The 17,261-nt window shown below is 66.7% G+C and carries 16 protein-coding genes; 2 read left to right on the forward strand and 14 right to left on the reverse strand.

Annotated elements, in window-relative coordinates; genetic code table 11:
* Nucleotides 1-25: 25 nt before the first annotated feature.
* The 9 genes from IFS44_RS00160 to IFS44_RS00200 form a co-directional block, all read right to left on the reverse strand.
* Nucleotides 26-1,762, reverse strand: coding sequence for a hypothetical protein (locus IFS44_RS00160; RefSeq protein WP_192097038.1), 1,737 nt, complete (start codon nt 1,760-1,762; stop codon nt 26-28).
* 11 nt (nt 1,763-1,773) lie between these two features.
* Complete coding sequence (locus IFS44_RS00165; protein WP_192097039.1) at nt 1,774-2,859, reverse strand: protein-glutamate methylesterase/protein-glutamine glutaminase; 1,086 nt, start codon at nt 2,857-2,859, stop codon at nt 1,774-1,776.
* 3 nt (nt 2,860-2,862) lie between these two features.
* Nucleotides 2,863-3,717 carry a CheR family methyltransferase gene (locus IFS44_RS00170; protein ID WP_446740835.1) on the reverse strand — a complete coding sequence of 285 codons (855 nt, stop codon included), beginning with the start codon at nt 3,715-3,717 and terminating at the stop codon, nt 2,863-2,865.
* Nucleotides 3,718-3,808: 91 nt separating this feature from the next.
* A complete protein-coding gene (locus IFS44_RS00175; RefSeq protein WP_031439691.1) occupies nt 3,809-4,285 on the reverse strand; it encodes a chemotaxis protein CheW in 477 nt (158 codons plus the stop codon).
* 126 nt (nt 4,286-4,411) lie between these two features.
* Nucleotides 4,412-4,927, reverse strand: a complete 516-nt coding sequence (locus IFS44_RS00180; RefSeq protein ID WP_156363420.1) for a chemotaxis protein CheW — start codon at nt 4,925-4,927, stop codon at nt 4,412-4,414.
* A gap of 2 nt (nt 4,928-4,929) precedes the next feature.
* Nucleotides 4,930-6,942 carry a chemotaxis protein CheW gene (locus IFS44_RS00185; RefSeq protein WP_192097041.1) on the reverse strand — a complete coding sequence of 671 codons (2,013 nt, stop codon included), beginning with the start codon at nt 6,940-6,942 and terminating at the stop codon, nt 4,930-4,932.
* Entirely contained in the window at nt 6,939-7,307 is a 369-nt protein-coding gene (locus IFS44_RS00190; protein WP_031439694.1) for a response regulator, read from the reverse strand. Before IFS44_RS00190 ends, IFS44_RS00185 begins: the two co-directional genes overlap by 4 nt.
* Nucleotides 7,304-7,615 (reverse strand): STAS domain-containing protein, encoded by a 312-nt coding sequence (locus IFS44_RS00195; protein WP_081877578.1) that lies wholly within the window; start codon nt 7,613-7,615, stop codon nt 7,304-7,306. The genes IFS44_RS00190 and IFS44_RS00195 overlap by 4 nt, the downstream gene beginning before the upstream one ends.
* Before the next feature lie 202 nt (nt 7,616-7,817).
* The gene (locus tag IFS44_RS00200) at nt 7,818-9,986 is read right to left on the reverse strand and encodes a methyl-accepting chemotaxis protein (protein WP_244649779.1); all 2,169 of its coding nucleotides are present in this window, start codon (nt 9,984-9,986) and stop codon (nt 7,818-7,820) included.
* 300 nt (nt 9,987-10,286) lie between these two features.
* Between IFS44_RS00200 and IFS44_RS00205 the strand changes: the two genes are divergently transcribed.
* Both IFS44_RS00205 and IFS44_RS00210 read left to right on the forward strand, forming a co-directional pair.
* Nucleotides 10,287-10,484 carry a hypothetical protein gene (locus IFS44_RS00205; RefSeq protein WP_043157026.1) on the forward strand — a complete coding sequence of 66 codons (198 nt, stop codon included), beginning with the start codon at nt 10,287-10,289 and terminating at the stop codon, nt 10,482-10,484.
* Complete coding sequence (locus tag IFS44_RS00210; RefSeq protein ID WP_192097042.1) at nt 10,481-11,140, forward strand: UPF0149 family protein; 660 nt, start codon at nt 10,481-10,483, stop codon at nt 11,138-11,140. The genes IFS44_RS00205 and IFS44_RS00210 overlap by 4 nt, the downstream gene beginning before the upstream one ends.
* Nucleotides 11,141-11,209: 69 nt before the next feature.
* On the opposite strand, the gene IFS44_RS00215 is transcribed toward IFS44_RS00210, so the two are convergent.
* The 5 genes from IFS44_RS00215 to IFS44_RS00235 form a co-directional block, all read right to left on the reverse strand.
* The gene (locus IFS44_RS00215; RefSeq protein WP_192097043.1) at nt 11,210-12,322 is read right to left on the reverse strand and encodes an alkene reductase; all 1,113 of its coding nucleotides are present in this window, start codon (nt 12,320-12,322) and stop codon (nt 11,210-11,212) included.
* A gap of 295 nt (nt 12,323-12,617) precedes the next feature.
* Nucleotides 12,618-14,960: a xanthine dehydrogenase family protein molybdopterin-binding subunit gene (locus tag IFS44_RS00220; protein WP_192097044.1), complete on the reverse strand. Its 2,343-nt coding sequence runs from the start codon at nt 14,958-14,960 to the stop codon at nt 12,618-12,620.
* On the reverse strand, nt 14,957-15,946 hold the full coding sequence (locus tag IFS44_RS00225) for an FAD binding domain-containing protein (protein ID WP_192097045.1): 990 nt from the start codon (nt 15,944-15,946) through the stop codon (nt 14,957-14,959). The genes IFS44_RS00220 and IFS44_RS00225 overlap by 4 nt, the downstream gene beginning before the upstream one ends.
* Nucleotides 15,943-16,473 (reverse strand): 2Fe-2S iron-sulfur cluster-binding protein, encoded by a 531-nt coding sequence (locus tag IFS44_RS00230; protein WP_192097046.1) that lies wholly within the window; start codon nt 16,471-16,473, stop codon nt 15,943-15,945. Before IFS44_RS00230 ends, IFS44_RS00225 begins: the two co-directional genes overlap by 4 nt.
* Nucleotides 16,474-16,660: 187 nt before the next feature.
* A complete protein-coding gene (locus IFS44_RS00235; RefSeq protein ID WP_192097047.1) occupies nt 16,661-17,104 on the reverse strand; it encodes a VOC family protein in 444 nt (147 codons plus the stop codon).
* Nucleotides 17,105-17,261: the final 157 nt, after the last annotated feature.

Below are 17,261 nucleotides of genomic sequence, written 5' to 3' on the forward strand. Positions count from 1 at the left end.
AACCAGTCGAGGACTCGCCGCGACCTCAGAACAGACCGTCGCAGTCGTCGTCTTCCTCTGACATCGCAGCGACCTCGGCTTCGGGCTGGTCCTGGGATGGCGAAAAGCGGGCGTGCACCTGGCGTTCGCGTGCCATCGTGTAGAGTGCGTTGATCGCGTGAAAAAGCTGCTCGCCGGTGGCCGAGATGCTCTGGCTCGCTTCGACCAGCGGCATTGCCAGTGCATCGAGTTTCGCGTTGATGCGCGCCAGCGGCTCGGCAAACGCGGTTTCACAGTCCAGCGTGCTGGTCATCGCCGCGACGATGTCGTGGATCGCACCCGCATCACGGTCGAGGCCGGACATGCCCTGACGCGTGAGCAACGCCCCCGCGCGAATGACCGCGAGCGCCTCGGGCAGCGACCCTGCCGTCGCTTCGTCGCCATCGGGGGGCGACCCGATCGCGTCGGCGGCGTCGCTCAACTGTTCGAAGGCGCTGGCGATCGACGCCGAGACAGCCTCCAGGGTGTTGACGGCACAGCGGATCTCGGTCGCGATACGGGCCAGCCCGTCGCCCTCGCGGCCCATGCGGAACGAGCGCAGATCGGAATTCCACGCCATGATCCGCACGCCGCTCGTGACCCGGTGGATCGTCGTCAGCCGTTCGCCCAGGCGTCTGACGGTGGAGGAGGCTTCCGATCCCAATTGCGTCGACCGCATGTCGGCGTCGCGCAACTGCGCGGTGACCGCATCGACATCGGCGACGCTCTGCTCAAGCAGCTGCAGGAACGCGCCATCGCTCGTCCGCTCGACGCCGCTCGATTCATGCGGTGCCACCATCGTCGCGACCTGCGTTGCGATCGCGCGGAAATTGCCGCCCAACAGACGCGATTCCTTCTGGAGATCCGCAGCCGCGTCAGCGACCTGGGCCGCGAGCATCGCCATCACCTGGCCTTCGAGCGCGCTGGCGGCAGCCGGATCGCCCGCGCGATTGAGCTCGTCGACTGCCGTACCGAGCAGGCTGCAGGCCTGAGCGACATGTTCGAGCCGCTGCCGGGTGATGTCGCCGATCTGCAACGCGCCGTGCGCCGCAGACAGCTTGCTGCGAATGTCCCGGGCAATCGTCGCGATCGTCTCGGCACGCCGCGCAGCCTCGATCTGGTTCTGCTGGAGTCCGATCGCGTCTGCGGCGAGCTTGTCGGGAACATGCGGGCACAGGCGCGCGCATTCGGACGCCAGCACGCGGTTTACCTCGACGACACAGGGAACCGTCGATGCGAGCTGCCCGACCTCCTTGCTGATCTCGTGGATCTCGCGTTCGCTGACGTCCAGTTCGGCGACCATCGCGTCGGCGAACTCGGCGAAACCGTGCGCGCCGGCGGCCGCGACTTTCAGATACTGCCCGCAGATCTTCAGCAGATCGAGTGTGCGGTCGACCCGCCCGATCTCCGTCTGTACCGTTCCGCTCGCCTGCTGAAGAATGTCGAGCGAATGCTGCCGCGTCTTCTGTCGCGCGGGCAGGCTGGCGAGCTGGTCGGCATTGGCCTGCATCGTCGCAACCGCGCGGTCGGCGGCGTCCCGATCGAGCGCATTGGTGACGCTTTCGAGGCTGCCGATCAGGTTTCCGACCGTGTCATAGGCGCGTTCCAGCGAGCGCCCGGCATCGACGAAGCGCTGGTCGAGCCCGCTCGCCACGCTCTCGAGCTCGGTTGCCAGCACGCTCCAGGCCGGCATTTCGTCGCCGTCCCGATCGGACTCGACAGCCTTGTGTTCGACCCGTGTCATCGTCCTAGCCCCTATTGTGCCGTTGCGTGCAAGACGTCGCGGGCGATGTGATGCAACGGGACGACCCGATCGACGCCGCCCAGCGCGATCGCTTCCTTGGGCATGCCGAAGACGATCGACGTCGCCTCGTCCTGCGCGAAGGTGCGGCCGCCCGCCTGTTTCATCTCGAGCATCCCGCGGGCGCCATCGTCGCCCATGCCGGTCATGATGACGCCGATCGCGTTCGTCCCCGCAGCGGTCGCCGCCGAGCGGAACAGGACATGGACCGATGGCCGGTGGCGCGAGACCAGCGGCCCGTCGCGGACCGCGACGAAATAGCGCGTCCCGCGTCGCTCGATCATCATGTGTTTGCCGCCGGGTGCGATCAGGACCGTGCCGGGCAGGACGGGATCGCCGTCTTCGGCTTCCTTGACGGTAACGACGCACAGCGTGTTCAGCCGGTTGGCAAAAGCGCGCGTGAAGTTTTCCGGCATGTGCTGGACCACGACGACACCGGGCGTCGTTGCGGGCAGCGCCATGAGGACTTCGCGCAAGGCTTCGGTTCCCCCGGTCGATGCGCCGAGGCACACCACGCGCTCGGTCGCGCGGTTCATCACGCGACCGCTCGGGGGCGGCAGGACGGCGTCCGCGGTGAGCTTCTGCTCGAGCCGACCCGGCCGGCTGCCATTGGACGACCGCAGCGAGACCCGCACGCGCGCCGCCGCCTTGATCACGTCGCGAATCTGGAGATTGTGATCGGCGAGATGCTCGGCGAGACCAGCACGGGGCTTCACGATGACGTCGACCGCGCCCGCTTCCAATGCCTGCAGCATCGCGTCGGAGCCCTTTTCCGTGACCGACGAGCACATCACCACGGGAAGCGGGCATTGTGCCATCAGCTTCTTCAGGAACGTGATGCCGTCCATGCGCGGCATCTCGACGTCGAGCATCATCACGTCGGGCACTTCGTCCTGGATGCGGCGGGCCGCGCTGAACGGGTCGGCGGCGGTGCCCATGACGGTGATCTCTGGATCCTCCTCGAGGATCGCCGCAAGGGCATGGCGCGCGACCGCGGAATCGTCGACGATGAGCACACGGATTTTTCCGGAGATGGCCATGGATCAGCTCCGCTGGAAAACGGTGTGTGCGACGGGCACGAGCGGCAGGTCGTGCCCCGTGATTGATTCCGAATGCCCCAGAAACAGGTAGCCACCCGGCGCGAGCCTGCTGACGAGCTTCGTGACGACCTCATGCTGGGTCTGCTTGTCGAAATAGATGAGGACGTTGCGGCAGAAGATCAGGTGCATCGGCTCGCCGACCGGATAGACCTCGTCCATCAGGTTCAGCCGGGCGAACGCGATCGCCCGGCGCAACTCGGGTTTCACGCGGACTTCGCGACGCGCCGGATCACGCGATTCCATCAGATATCTGCGCCGCAGCGCGGCCGGAACGGGCTCGACGAGATCGGCGGGATAGATGCCGCGCCGGGCGATCTCGAGCACCTCGGTGTCCAGATCGGTCGCCAATATGCTGTAGGCGATCCCGCGGCGCGTGGCGGCAAACTGGTCGAGCAGCATCGCGATGGTGTAGGGCTCGGGCCCCGTCGAGCAGGCGACGCTCCAGGCACGGATCGTCCGCAGATAGGTCGCTTCCAGGCCGGGGAGGGCGACGTCGCGCAGAAAGTCGAAATGGACCGGTTCGCGGAAGAAGTCCGTCTTGTTGGTCGTCACCGCATTGATCAGGTGGATGCCTTCCTGATCGAGATTATTGTCCGTCAGGACATGGCGACAATAGGCCTCGAGCGTATCGAATCCCAGCGCGCGTTGCCGACGCCGCAACCGCCCTTCGAGCATCGTCCGCTTGCTCGCCGGCATCCGGATCCCGGCATAGTCGAAGATATAGTCGGCGAGCTGCGCGAACTCGCGCGGGCCGATCTGGTCCGAGGCGCTCGGCGTAGATTTGACGATCGGGGAGATGAAGGACACGGGAGCCAGCTCCAGAAATGACGAGGGACCGTTCGAGGCGGCACCATGAGGATTGGGTGTCAGGGATCGCGACGCGACCCCGTCATGCGGCGCTGGCGTGCAGCGCGTTGACCTCGGCGCTGGAGAAGATCTGCGCGACATCGACCAGCACGACGAACCCCTCGGTTCGCTTGACCACCCCCGCAATATAGCGCGACGGCCAGCGGACGCCGATATCGGGCGCCGCGCCGATCTGGCCGCGATCGAAGGTGCTGACCTCCAGCACCCGGTCGACGACGAGCCCTAGGACCAGGTTGCGCCCGTCGACGGGGACATCGATCACGAGGATCCGCGTGCTCGGCGTCGGCGCGACCGGCGGCAGGCCGAGGCGGCGTCGCAGGTCGATCGTCGTCACGCCCTCGCCGCGCAGATCGGTCAGCCCCAGCAGATAATCGGGGCCGTTCGGAATGTGGAAGGTCTCGCTCCAGTCGAGAATCTCGCGGACCAGCGTGACGGGCACCGCAAAGGTTTCGGCACCCAGCCCGAAGGTCACGGCCTGCAGCTCTCCGGCGACGCTCATGCTGCGCACCCAGCACAGGCTGCGGAGTGGGGGCGTGCCGCACCACCTGGCCGGGACCTGCGGGACCGATCAGTGGCCGTCGCCGAGCATCGTTCGATTGACCCGTACATGTCGGTCCTTCCAGCGTCAGAGGAGTGCCGGCGCGAGCACGGCGGGGGTGGCGCGGCCACCGAGCAGCGGGTCGAAGATCCGCGCGATATTGGCGAGGACGATGACGCCCTGCGGCGTACGCACCAGCTCGCGGATGAAATCGCGACGCCAGCGCAGGCCGACCGTGGGCGGGGTCTCGCTGGCGTCGCGGTGCAGGGTCGCCACCTCGTGCACCTTGTCGGTGCGGATTCCGATCTGGGTCGGGACACCGTCGACGTCGAGCTCGACCACCACGATCCGGCTGTCCATGGTCGATTCCGCCGAGGGCAGGCCGAACGCCAGGCGCAGGTCGGCGATCGGGATGATCTTGCCGCGGAAGTTCGCGACGCTCGCGACCAGCCGGTCCGCACCCGGCACGACCGTTTCGGGCAGCAGGTCGAGGATCTCCCGGACTAGGACTGCCTCGACCGCGAACTTCTCGGCTTGCAAATCGAACGTCAGCACCTCGAGCCGGCCGTCTTCGTCCCACTGGGTTTCCGTCGTGTCTTCCATGGTCATGCAACGGCGCGAAGCCGCTCCTCCTGATGCTGGCCCAGTGCGACGAGCTGGACGACGTCGAGGATCAGCGCGACGCCGCCATCGCCGAGGATCGTCGCGCCCGCGAAGGTCGGGACGTTGCAATGCACCGCCGACATCGGCTTGATCACGGTCTGGTGGCTGCCGATGATCTGGTCGACCACCAGCCCGACCCGCTCGGTGCCGGTCGCGATGATGACGATCTTCTGGTGGACGCTGGGCTTCGTCCCCGTCGCGAACATCTCACGCAGCCGGACGAACGGAACGAGCCGGTCGCGCAACGTGATGAAGCTGCGCCCCCGCGAACGCAGGTCTTCCTCGAGGCTGAGTTCGATGCATTCCTCGACCACGGCGAGGGGGATGACGTAGCGACCGTCGCCGACCCGGATCAGCAGCCCGTCGATGATCGCGAGCGTCAGCGGGATCCGCAGCGACATCGCCGATCCCTGGCCCGATACGCTCGCGACCTCGATCGAGCCGCGCAGGCTCTCGATCGTGCGCTTGACCACGTCCATCCCGACGCCGCGGCCCGACAGGCTGGTGATCTGCGGCGCGGTCGAGAAGCCGGGATGGAAGATCATCTGGAGCAACTCCTGGTCGCTCACGACCTGTCCCGGCTGGAGCAGCCCGTGTGCCTCGGCCTTGGCGCGCACGCGATCGCGGTCGATCCCGTGGCCGTCGTCGCGGATCGTGATGACGACCTCGCCGCCTTCCTGACGCGCGGACAGCCGGACCTGCCCGACTTCGGGCTTTCCTGCGGCAAGGCGGCGCTCGGGCGGTTCGATCCCGTGATCGCAGGCGTTGCGGATCAGGTGGATCAACGGATCGGCGAGCCGTTCGATCACCGTCTTGTCGACTTCGGTCGTCTCACCGTCGGTCGACAGCTCGATCGTCTTGCCGGTATCGCGCGCGATGTCGTGGACGAGGCGGCGGAAGCGGCCGAACAGCGTGGCGACGGGCACCATGCGGAGCACCATCACCGTGTCGCGCAATTCGCTCGCCAGCCGCTCGATCTCTTCGGATATGGAGCGAAGCGCAACGTCCGTCGCATTGCTGCCGCTGCTATGCGCGAGCTGCGACAGCCGGCTCTGGACGATGACGAGTTCGCCCACCCGGTCCATCAGCAGGTCGAGGCGTTCGGCGGGTACCCGGACGCTTTCGCCGGTCTTCGGCGCGCCGCGGCCGTTCGGGGTGGTGGCCGGGTCGCGATCCTGCACCGGTGGTATCGTGTCGACCCGTGCGGGCGGGAGCGCAGACGGCGTCGTCCCCGCGCCAGGCGGCGGCGCGGTATCCTCCACGTCGTCGCACGACGTGTCGCCGATCGCCTCGATCTGAAGATCCAGGTCGTCGAGTACGAATATGAAGACGTCCTCGAGGTCATCCCGCGACACCGCGCCGCGCACTTCGATATCCCAGCCGATATGGCATTCGGTCGGCACCAGCTCGGCAAGCGGCGGCACCTGGTCGGTCCGCGCGACGATCCGGCAGTCGCCGAGCGTGCGCAATTCATCGAGCAGCGCGAGCGGGTTGATGCCATTCTGCATCGCTTCGGGGGGCAGGCGGAGCGACAGCCGCCACCCCTGCACGACGGGCGGTGCCTCCGGCGTCGGCGCGGGCGCGCCGTCGAGCGCCGCCTGCAGCTTCGCCAGGATCGCGTCGCCTTCCGCCTTGCGGTCGGTCGCGTCGCCCTCGATCAGCGCGCGCATGTGGTCCTGCGCGGACAGGATGACCGCGATCAGCTGCGGCGTGGCGGGGGTCAGGTTCTTGCGGACGCGGTCGAAGGCGGTTTCGCAGTGATGCGTGAAGCTGGCCAGCGCGTCGAAGCCGAACATCGCGCCCGAGCCCTTGAGCGTGTGCAGTCCGCGGAACACCGCGTCGATCAGCTCGTGATCGTCCAGCCGGTGACCCAGATCGAGCAAGCCCTGCTCGACCTGTTCGAGGACTTCACCCGCCTCGACGCGGAATGCGGCGACGGGGTCGTTCTGGCTCACCGTCCGAGGACCTTGCGCACGACCCGGATCAGCTGTTCGGGAACGAACGGCTTGACCAGCCAGCCCGTCGCGCCGGCGGCCTTGGCCTGCTGCTTCATCGCATCCTCGGATTCGGTGGTGAGGAACAGGATCGGGGTACCGCATTGCGCGGGGTTCTTGCGCAGCGCGCGGATCATCGACAGCCCGTCCATGTTGGGCATGTTGAGATCGGTGATGATCATGTCGAAGCGGCTGCCACTGGCCTTGCTCAGGCCCTGCGCGCCGTCGGCGGCCTCGCTGACGGTGTAGCCAGCCCCGGTCAGCGCCATACGGATGGCGACGCGTATGCTGGTGGAATCATCGACGATAAGGATGGATGCGCTCATCGCGGCAAATCTCCGTGAAACCAGAAATTCTGATCGGCTGATGGGATATCGGTGAGGAAGCCCGCACGCTCGAGCAGCGCCGCCAGCGCGTCATGCACCGGCATTGCAAGGCGCAGGGACTTGCCGTCGCGTTCGGCCTGACGGCGCGCCGCGCAGATGAGCTGCAACAGGCTGACATCGGCTTCGGCAACGGCGGAGAGATCGAGTTCGATCGCGTCATGCTGCTCGAGCTGTGAGGCGAGGTCCGCGGCGAAGGGCACCACCGAGCTGGTCGTGACGGTGGCCGGTACAAGGATGATTTGCGCCATGCGTTCCCCCATTCTCTCCAGCCGGCAGCGTCGCGCGGCCGGGTCCGCTGGTTCATTATAGACGGCGGTAAAGAGGTCCGTTCCGGACCCATCGCTTATTTTCGATCAGGTCGTCATTAACGCCGCAAGGCGATCGCGCCCGACGGCACGATCGCCTCACCACAGCGTCAGCGGGTCAGCAGACCGCCTCCGCGATCCGCGCTCAGGCCGCCTGCGCGCCGAAAGCATCGTCGTCGGCGTCGGTGCCACCTTTGATCAGATCGAGCGCAAAGCCGTTAACGCGGGCCTGCTGGTCGGCGATCGAGTTGGGCTTCGGTCGCTTGGCCTTGGCGCTCGGCCGGGCGGCGATCGGGCTGCGCGCGCTCACCTTGCGCTGCACGGTCGGGGCCGGCCGCCGATGGCCGAGGTCCGGCCCGCCGCCGGTCCGAAAATAGGCGATGCTGGCCTGGAGTTCCTCGGCCTGCGAGGCGAGCTCTTCCGACGTCGCGGTGATCTGTTCGGACGCACCGGCATTCTGCTGGCTGATCAGGTCGAGCTGCTGGATCGCCTCGTTGATCTGTGCCGCGCCGATATCCTGTTCACGGCATGCCGCGCTGATCTCGGCGACGAGTTCGGCGGTGCGGCTGATATCGGGCACCAGCTTGGTCAGCATGTCGCCGGCTTCGGTCGCCGCGGCGACGGTCTGCGAGGACACCGATCCGATCTCTGCCGCCGCGACCTGGCTGCGTTCCGCGAGCTTGCGGACCTCCGAGGCGACGACGGCGAAGCCACGGCCATGTTCGCCCGCACGCGCAGCCTCGACCGCGGCGTTCAGCGCTAGCAGATCGGTCTGCCGGGCAATCTCCTGGACGATGCCGATCTTCTCGGCGATCGTGCGCATAGCGTTGACCGCGCGCTGGACCGCGATCCCGCTGAGTTCCGCGTCCTTCGCGGACTGGCGGGCGATCTTTTCGGTCTGCGCGGCATTGTCCGCGCTCTGCTTGATGTTGGCGGCAATCTCTTCCATCGCCGAAGACGCTTCTTCGGCAGCCGCCGCCTGCTCGGTCGCGCCTTGCGAGACCTGCTCGGAACTTGCCGACAGCTCCTGGCTTCCGGCCGAGACGTTGTCGGCGGCGCCGCTGGCCTTGCCGACGACGTTGCGCAATTGCTCGATCATCCGCACCAGCGCCTGGCCAAGGACATCCTTGTCGGACATGGGCTGGTGCGACACGGCCAGATCGCCATCGGCAATCTTGTCGGCCAGATCGGCGCTCACCCGCAGATTGTCGACCATCCGCACGATCGCCTGTCCAAGCGTATCCTGGTCGGACAATGGCTGATGTGCAAAGCTCAGATCACCGTCGGCGATCTTGTCGGCGAGACTGGCGCTTACCCGCAGATTGTCGACCAGCGCGTTGATCGAATCCTTCATGCGGCGGTGGTCGCCCTGGCAGGGGATCTCGACCATCTCGCGCAGGTCGCCGACGCTGGCGAGGTTCAGGACGCGATTGCCCTCCTCGATCGGCAGCAGCGTCGCGTCGAGCATCGCATTGATCCCGCAGACCAGTCCGGCGAAATCCCCGACGAAGCGCGTCTCGTCACCGCGCTGGCCGAGCTCGCCCGCCGTCGATGCCTTGATCAGCCGTTCCACCTCGCCGATGATGTCGCGCAGGTTGCGCCGCAGCGTCTCGACGGTGTCGTTGATGAACGCCTTCTTGCCGGGAAAGGCTTCGAGCGGTGCGTCGAAATTGCCTTCGCCAAACGCCTTGATGCAGGCCATCGCCTTCTTTTTCACGGCGATGTGGTTGGCGACCATGGTGTTGACGCCGCGTGCCATGGTGCCGAAGTCGCCCTTGAACCGGTCGGCCGCGACGATGACGTCGATGTCGCCCTTGTCGTGCTCGGAGGACATGTGGTTCAGTTCGCTGATCAGGCCCTGCAGATTTGCGCGCAGCGTCTCGATCGTCTCGTTGATGAACGCCTTCTTGCCGGGGAAACGCTCTAGCGGGGCGGCGAAATTGCCCTCGCTGAATTCCCTGACGCAGGCCATCGCGGTTCTTTTGACCGCGATGTGGCTGCCGACCAGAAGGTTGAGCCGCTTGGCCATGACCGCGAACGTCCCGTGAAACTCGTCGACCGGCAGGACGGCGTCGATATCGCCCTTGTCATGCGCGGCGCTCCAGTCGTCGATCCGGGCGCTCAACTGGCCAACCGGGCGCAGCGCGCGATCGAGCATCTGGTTGATCGCGCAAAGCACCGTCTGGGTCTGGCCGTTGGCGAGCGACGTATTCGCCCGCTGTGAAAAGTCACCATCGGCAAACATGCTCTCGAGGCGCGCCAATTCGGACGTGAGGACGTCTGACGAGACGCCGCCGAGGATCTTTGCCAACATCAACGGATTCCTTTGTGCTGCATCATATAAATCAATAGCTCAAACAAGATGGCGGCCATTTGCCGTCGTCTGAATCTCACATGTCACGCCGATCCGGGCGCCAGCCGCGGAATCGGGGGACCGCCCATCAACGTCAGCTTGATTATAGAGTGGTCAGGGCAGGGACGGTTTGAAGCGCACGACAATTTTCGAGATTGCGATCCGGTGCGCCGGGTGTCTGCCACCCGCATGTCGACGCGTGCCTGATCATGGGCGTGGTCTGCGCCTGTAAATCCTGACCGGTTCTGCTAGTGGACGGCGATGCTCAAAATACGAACCAAGCGCCAGGGGATGGTAACGGCGCGCGCGCTCGATCGCCTCGTGGCCGTCGAGGCCTCGGTGAATGCTCTTGGCGACGAGGATCTGCTCGACCTCGCGGACATCTTCGCTGCGGGCGAGGCGACCCCGCTGCGCGAGATGGCGCAGGCCGAGATGCGCCGCCGCGCGCTCAGCCTGTGAAGCGATTCCCTTCACGCTTCCGGCGCCTCGATGGCGCGCTCGCCGATCTCGCCGTCGAGGAACCCATGTTGCTCACCGAGCTCGACGGCTTCCTCACCGGGCTGCTGATCTCCCCGGAGGCGATCGCGCCGAGCGAGTGGATGACGGTGATCTGGGGAAGCGAGTCCGACGGCACGCCGCCCTTTGAGGATCCGCTCGACGTGCAATGGTTCGCCGATGCGGTGGCGGCACGGCGTGATGAGATCGCGCGCGACCTTGCCCGCGGCAAGCTTCAACCGATCTTCGACGTCGATGAGCGCGACGGTGAAGTTCTGTGGGAATATTGGATCGACGGCCTGACCGATGCGGTCGCGCTGCGCCCCGAGGCCTGGGATGCGCTGGCCGACGACCCCGCAAGGGCGGCCCCGTGGTCGCAGCTGGCAACGCTGATCGCGGTCGCGGGCAATGAGAGCGACCTCGACAGCGTTGAGATCAACGCGCTTCAGGACCGGGCGCCGGCCGAACTGAGTGACGCCGTCCAGCGCCTGTACGCCGCGCAGGTGGGTGTTACCGGCGCGAAGTCGCCTGATGCGCAGGTGACGACGGCATCGAAAGTCGGCCGCAACGATCCGTGCCCTTGCGGGTCGGGGAAAAAGCACAAGCGCTGCTGTGGCTGATCGGGGACGAGGGCGGCACGGTGTGTGCCTGCCCCACGTCCCCTCGGCTACCTCAGACGCTCTGCCGTATTACGAGAGCTCGATCTTCCCGTTCATGCCGGGCCAGTCCGAATAGCCGACGGCGCCGCCGCCATACCAATATTGCTTCGGCGCGTCGGCCAGCGGCGCGCCGGTGCGCAGCCGGTCGACGAGATCGGGATTGGCGAGGAAGGGGCGACCAAAGCTGAACAGGTCGGCATTGCCTTCCGCTAGTGTCTTCTCGGCGAGCTCCAGCGTATACTGGTTGTTGGCGATATACGCGCCCGAGAACCGCTTGCGCAGCGCCTGAAAGTCGACGCCGTCCGGCACGTCGCGCGTCTGCTGGGTCACGCCTTCGATATCATGGATGTACAGCAGCCCGATCTCCGACAGGGCATCGACGAACGTGTCGAAGGTCCGCCCGACCTGGCTGTCGAGCGGGGTCTTGCCCGGCTCGGTCGTTGCGGGCGAGATGCGGATCCCGACGCGGTTTGCGCCCCAGACATCGACCACGGCGCGAACGACCTCGAGCGGGAAGCGCAGCCGGTTCTCGATCGAACCGCCATAGACGTCGTTGCGCTGGTTGGTGCTGTCGCGGATGAACTGTTCGAGCAGATAGTTGTTCGCGGCATGGACCTCGACGCCGTCAAAGCCGGCGGCCTTCGCCTGTTCGGCAGCGCGGCGGTAATCCTCGACGATCGCGGGGATCTCGTCCGTCTCCAGCGCGCGCGGGGTGACGAAATCCTTCATCCCGTCGTTCGTGAAGGCCTGGCCCTCCGCCTTGATCGCGGACGGCGCGACGGGGAGGGCACCGTCGTGGAGATCGGGATGCGAGATGCGGCCGGTGTGCCACAGCTGGAGGAAGATTGCCCCGCCACGCCGGTGGACGGCCTCGACGATCGGCGTCCATGCGGCGACCTGCGCGTCCGACCAGATGCCGGGCGTCATCGCATAGCCGCGCGCCTGCGACGAGATGTTGGTCGCTTCGCTGATGATGAGGCCGGCATCGGCACGCTGCGCATAATAGTCGGCGGCAAAGTCGGGCGGTACACCCTCGTCGCTCGAGCGGCTGCGCGTCAGCGGCGCCATGACGATACGGTTCTGCAGTCGCAGTTCGCCGATCGTGACGGGCTGAAGGACGGGGCTGTCGGTCTGGTCGGACATGATATGGTCTTCCGTTGGCGTGGGGAGAAGGGGGGCAGCAAGCTGTAACGCGCGAGCAGCCGCTAGATCCCGGCACGGCGGTAAGGGGAGGTGTCATCGCGACAGAATATGACGACGTTCCGAATCCGGTAGCGAGACACGGGCGCGGGCGATCCATGCACCCGTCGCCGGTGCGCCGTTGTTCGCACGGGGGCGTTCGGCGCCGCAAACGGTTCGAAACGCGGCGGCGGGACCGCACAGCGCCGGTCGGCGATTGCCCGACCGGCGCGTGTCGCGCTTCCCCTAAAGGGCCACCCTATAGCAGCTTGTCGAGCGTGATCGGCAGATCGCGGACGCGCTTGCCAGTGGCGTTGTAGACCGCATTGGCGACCGCCGCCGCGACGCCGGTGATGCCGATCTCGCCGATTCCATGCGCACCCATCGGCGTGTGGGGATCGGCGATATCGGTCCAGATGACGTCGATTTCCGGAACGTCGAGGTGCACGGGGATGTGATATTCGGCAAGGCTCGGGTTCATGATCCGGCCATTGCGTTCGTCGAACTGCGTTTCCTCCATCAGCGCCATGCCGAGCCCCATGATGATCCCGCCGCGGAACTGACTCTTCGCCGTCTTGGGGTTGAGGATGCGGCCGCAATCGAACGATCCGAGGATGCGGCTGACGCGCGTCTCCCCAGTGACCACATTGACCCGTACCTCGCAGAAGATCGCGCTGTGCGAGTGCATCGACCAGTGCATCAGTTCGAGCGGCTGCGACGCCGCGGCGGTGACGGTGACGCTGTCGCGCTGCGCACGCGTCAGGATCGAGGCGTAGCTTTCCCGCTGCGACGGGTCGTCGATCTTTGCCAGCCCGGCATCCTCGCTGCCGACCGTATCCGCCGACAGCCCCGCTAGCGGCGAGTCGTTGCCGGCGAGCTTGAGCAGCTCGGCGACCAGCGCGTTATGCGCCGCGATGACGGCCGCACCGATCGCCGCGGTCTGCTGCGATCCCCCCGCCATGATCGCGCCCGGGATCGAGGAGTCGCCGTAGCCGACCGCGACGTGTTCGAGCGACAGACCGAGACGCTCCGCGCCGACGATCGCGGTGGTGGTCGAGGTCCCCATGCCCATTTCCGCCGCCGCGACCTCGATCAACGCGCGCACGGCATCGCCGTCCCGCGTGAGGGTGATACGCGCCTGTGCGCCGGGCATCCGGTAATAGGGATAGGTCCCGGTCGCGCAGCCCATGCCGATCTGCCATTCGCCATCGCGGCGCGTGGCCGGTTCAGCATTGCGATCCGCCCAGCCGAAATGATCCGCACCGTTACGCCACGCCTCGACGATATGGCGCGATGAGAAGGCAAGCCCCGACGTCGGGTCCTTGTCCGGCTCGTTGCGGATTCGCAGCTCGACCGGGTCCATGCCCAGGTCGACCGCCAGCTCGTCGACCGCGCATTCCAGCGCGAAGGTACCGACCGCCTCGCCCGGTGCGCGCATGAAGGTATTGGCCAGCATGTTCATCCGCGCGATATCGACCTGCAGGCTGATATTGGGGCAGGCATAGGCGGCACGCGTGCCGAGGATGAACGGCTCGGGCATGTTGTTGTGCGGCGTCATGATCGACAGACCGGTGTGGACCAGCGCATCGAAGCGGCCCTCCGCGGTCGCGCCGATCGCCACCCGCTGCTCGGTGAGGGATCGCCCGCCGACGACCCGGTACACGCCCTCGCGCGACAGCGTGATCCGCACCGGGCGGCCTGCCAGCTTCGCCGCGGCGGCACCGATGATCTGGTGATCCCACAAGCCTTTGCAGCCAAAACCCCCGCCGACATAGGGCGAGGTCAACCGGACCTTGTCGGGCTTGAGATCGAAGACCTCGCCGATCGTCTGCGCCTGTGCGGTGACCATCTGGCTCGCGTCGTGAATCACCAGCGCGCCGTCGATCCATGCGATCGTCGCGGCATGCGGTTCGATCGGGTTGTGGTTGTGGCGCGGGGTGCGATAGATCTGATCGACGACATGCGGCGCGGTGGCGAGCGCGGCGTCGGCATCGCCGATCCGGTTGTGCAGCGGCTGGCCCATGAACAGGCCCGGTTCGCGACCGTTCGCTTTCGCGTCCTCGAGGCTGGTCGTCGATGGCTCCGCGGCATAGGTGAAGCCGAGCAGCGAGGCGGCATGGTCGGCCTGTTCCTGAGTCTCCGCTAGGACGCAGGCAATCGGCTGCCCGTTCCAGTGGATACGGTCGTCCTGCAGGATCGGCAGGTCGGCGGGGCCCACCGCGGTCGGGGACGATCCGAACACCCCCGGCGTGTTCATCCGTGGCGCGTTGAGGTGGGTCATCACCAGGACGACACCCGGCGCGGCTTCCGCGGCCGCGCTGTCAATCGCGGTGATCCGGCCGCGCGGGATCGTCGCATAGGCGAGTGCCGCATAGGCCATGTCGTCGAAGCGGAACTCCGCTGCGAAGCCTGCCTCGCCCTTGACCTTCAGCGCGCCGTCAAGCCGCGATACCGGCGTGCCGATCAGCCCGTGCTTGTGCGCGATCAGCGGATCGGGCCGGCCGCCGGGGATCCAGCTGTCGGGTGCCAGCGGAACGAGCTTCTCCATCGCGCCCTGCGTCAGACCCTGCGCCGCCTGCTTTGCGGTATCGATGATGCTCATGCGACGTCTCCCTTCGCCAGCTCGGCCAGCACCGCGGCCAGCGTTCGCGTCGCCAGTTCGGGTTTGAACGCATTGTCGCGAAGCGGCCGCGCATCGGCGAACTCCGCGGCTGCAGCCGCCCGGAAGGCGGCCTCGCTGGCCAGTTCGCCGTGCAGCGCGGCCTCTGCCTTGGTCGCGCGCCATGGCTTGTGCGCGACGCCGCCGAACGCGATTCGGACGTCGGCGATCCGGTCGCCGTCCATCTCGATCGCCGCGGCGACCGAGATCAGCGCGAAGGCATAGCTCGCCCGGTCGCGCACCTTGCGATAGGTCGATCGGGCCGCAAAGCCGAGCGGCGGCAGTTCGATCGCCGTGATCAGCTCGCCCGCCGCCAGCACGGTGTCGAGGTCGGGTCGATCGCCCGGCAGGCGGTGGAGCTCGCCAAAGGGCAGCGTCCGCGCGCCGTCGCGTCCTTCGATATGCACGACAGCGTCGAGCGCGGTCAGTGGAACGCACATGTCGGAGGGATGCGTCGCGACGCAGGCATCGGATGTGCCGAGAATCGCGTGGATTCGGTTGAACCCGTCGCGGGCATCGCACCCCGTACCGGGCGCGCGCTTGTTGCAGTGCGATCCGTCGGTGTCATAGAAATAGGTACAGCGCGTACGCTGCAGCAGGTTGCCGCCGACCGTCGCCATGTTGCGGATCTGCGCAGACGCCCCCGCCAGGATCGCGCGCGACAGCATCGGATAACGCGTCCGCACGCCGTGATGCTCGGCGACCGCGGTGTTGGTGGCGGCCGCGCCGATCAGCAGTCCGCCCTCTGCCGTCTCGGTAACCGCGGCGGACAGGCGGGTCACGTCGACCAATGTCTCGTGGCGGGCGACGGTCTCGCGCATCAGGTCGACGATATTGGTGCCGCCGCCGAGAAAGGCCGCGGTCTCGCCCGCACCCAGTCGCACGGCGTCATTCACGGTATCGGCGCGCAGGTAGGTGAAGGGGGTCATGCCGCCATCTCCGCGCTCGTCGCGGCTGTCGCCTGTGGCGCCATCGTCGCCTGGATCGCATCGATGATGCCGTTATGCGCGCCGCAGCGGCACAGATTGCCGCTCATCCGTTCCTGGATCTCGTCGCGGGTCAGGACCACGTCGGCGGCGAGGTCGGCGCTGACATGGCTCGGCACGCCGCGGCGGGCCTCCGAGGCCATGCCGATCGCGGAACAGATCTGCCCGGGTGTGCAATAGCCGCATTGGAACCCGTCATGCTCGATGAACGCCGCCTGCAACGGGTGAAGCGCCGCGGTCTCGGCCAGGCCCTCGACCGTCGTGATCTCACGTCCGTCATACTGGACCGCCAGCGCGAGGCAGGACAGGATCCGCTCGCCATCGACCAGCACCGTGCAGGCCCCGCACGCACCCTGATTGCAACCCTTTTTGGTGCCCGTCAGGTGAAGCGTCTCCCGGAGGTGATCAAGCAGCGAAACACGGGGATCCGCCGGTTCCGGGACGGCGTTTCCGTTGACAACGAACGACATGGCGATCTCTCCTGTGGCGCACCGCGCCGAGGGGCAGCGTACACCAGTTTATGTGTCGTGCAGATGTCTTTCAGGGGCCGGGGTGCAGCGCAAATCTAAAAAGATCAAACAGCGTGCTCGTCCCTCGGGTGCGGTGGCGGCCAAGAGAGTTGCCGCTCGATAACCTTGGTCGAGATCGGCTGCTACGTCATCGTGGCGCCGTGCCGCGTGCGTCCCCGATCTCCAGCCAATAGCCGTCGGGATCCTGCGCATAGATCTGGCGGACGCCGTCGAACCGGAGCTGCATCGTGTGCGGTGTGCCCGCAAGATCGGTCCAGACGCGTCCGTGCTGGTCGAGCCAGGCAATGACGGTGGCCAGATCGTCGACGTGCAGCGCCAGATGCTCGTTCCGGTTCGAGGGTTTCGGCGTCGTACGGCCGTCGAGGATGTGGAGCGCAAGGCCGTTGCCCAGATCGAGCCAGCGGCGGTTTTTGAGCGGCGTCGGGATGATCCGCAAGCCGAAGGCCTCGTGGTAGAAAGCCGCGCTGCGATCGATGTCCGCGGCCTGGATCGCGACATGCTCGGCGGTCGCCGCGGGCGCCGCGGTCGTTTGCAATGCTGCAAGCGCGAGTAGAATGGATGGCACGATCATGAGGCCCGGTCTCTGAAATATGTGGTCAGCGCGAGTGTGACGATGAAGGCCCGGACCCATGCGGCGCGCCGTCGGCACCGTCGTCAAAGAAAGAACCGGGTGCGCTGCACGTCACGTGCGGCGCACCCGGAGATCGGGTCGACATCGGCAGGGGCGC

This window comes from Sphingomonas sp. CFBP 13706 (assembly GCF_014842355.1).
Lineage (GTDB): Bacteria > Pseudomonadota > Alphaproteobacteria > Sphingomonadales > Sphingomonadaceae > Sphingomonas > Sphingomonas aerolata.

Excerpts from the sequence above, each read along its gene's own strand:
- IFS44_RS00160 (WP_192097038.1), bottom strand. The coding sequence starts at position 1,762 with ATGACACGGGTCGAACACAAGGCTGTCGAGTCCGATCGGGACGGCGAC.
- IFS44_RS00165 (WP_192097039.1), bottom strand. The coding sequence starts at position 2,859 with ATGGCCATCTCCGGAAAAATCCGTGTGCTCATCGTCGACGATTCCGCG.
- IFS44_RS00175 (WP_031439691.1), bottom strand. The coding sequence starts at position 4,285 with ATGAGCGTCGCCGGAGAGCTGCAGGCCGTGACCTTCGGGCTGGGTGCC.
- IFS44_RS00180 (WP_156363420.1), bottom strand. The coding sequence starts at position 4,927 with ATGGAAGACACGACGGAAACCCAGTGGGACGAAGACGGCCGGCTCGAG.
- IFS44_RS00190 (WP_031439694.1), bottom strand. The coding sequence starts at position 7,307 with ATGAGCGCATCCATCCTTATCGTCGATGATTCCACCAGCATACGCGTC.
- IFS44_RS00195 (WP_081877578.1), bottom strand. The coding sequence starts at position 7,615 with ATGGCGCAAATCATCCTTGTACCGGCCACCGTCACGACCAGCTCGGTG.
- IFS44_RS00200 (WP_244649779.1), bottom strand. The coding sequence starts at position 9,986 with ATGTTGGCAAAGATCCTCGGCGGCGTCTCGTCAGACGTCCTCACGTCC.
- IFS44_RS00205 (WP_043157026.1), top strand. The coding sequence starts at position 10,287 with ATGCTCAAAATACGAACCAAGCGCCAGGGGATGGTAACGGCGCGCGCG.
- IFS44_RS00215 (WP_192097043.1), bottom strand. The coding sequence starts at position 12,322 with ATGTCCGACCAGACCGACAGCCCCGTCCTTCAGCCCGTCACGATCGGC.
- IFS44_RS00220 (WP_192097044.1), bottom strand. The coding sequence starts at position 14,960 with ATGAGCATCATCGATACCGCAAAGCAGGCGGCGCAGGGTCTGACGCAG.
- IFS44_RS00225 (WP_192097045.1), bottom strand. The coding sequence starts at position 15,946 with ATGACCCCCTTCACCTACCTGCGCGCCGATACCGTGAATGACGCCGTG.
- IFS44_RS00230 (WP_192097046.1), bottom strand. The coding sequence starts at position 16,473 with ATGTCGTTCGTTGTCAACGGAAACGCCGTCCCGGAACCGGCGGATCCC.
- IFS44_RS00235 (WP_192097047.1), bottom strand. The coding sequence starts at position 17,104 with ATGATCGTGCCATCCATTCTACTCGCGCTTGCAGCATTGCAAACGACC.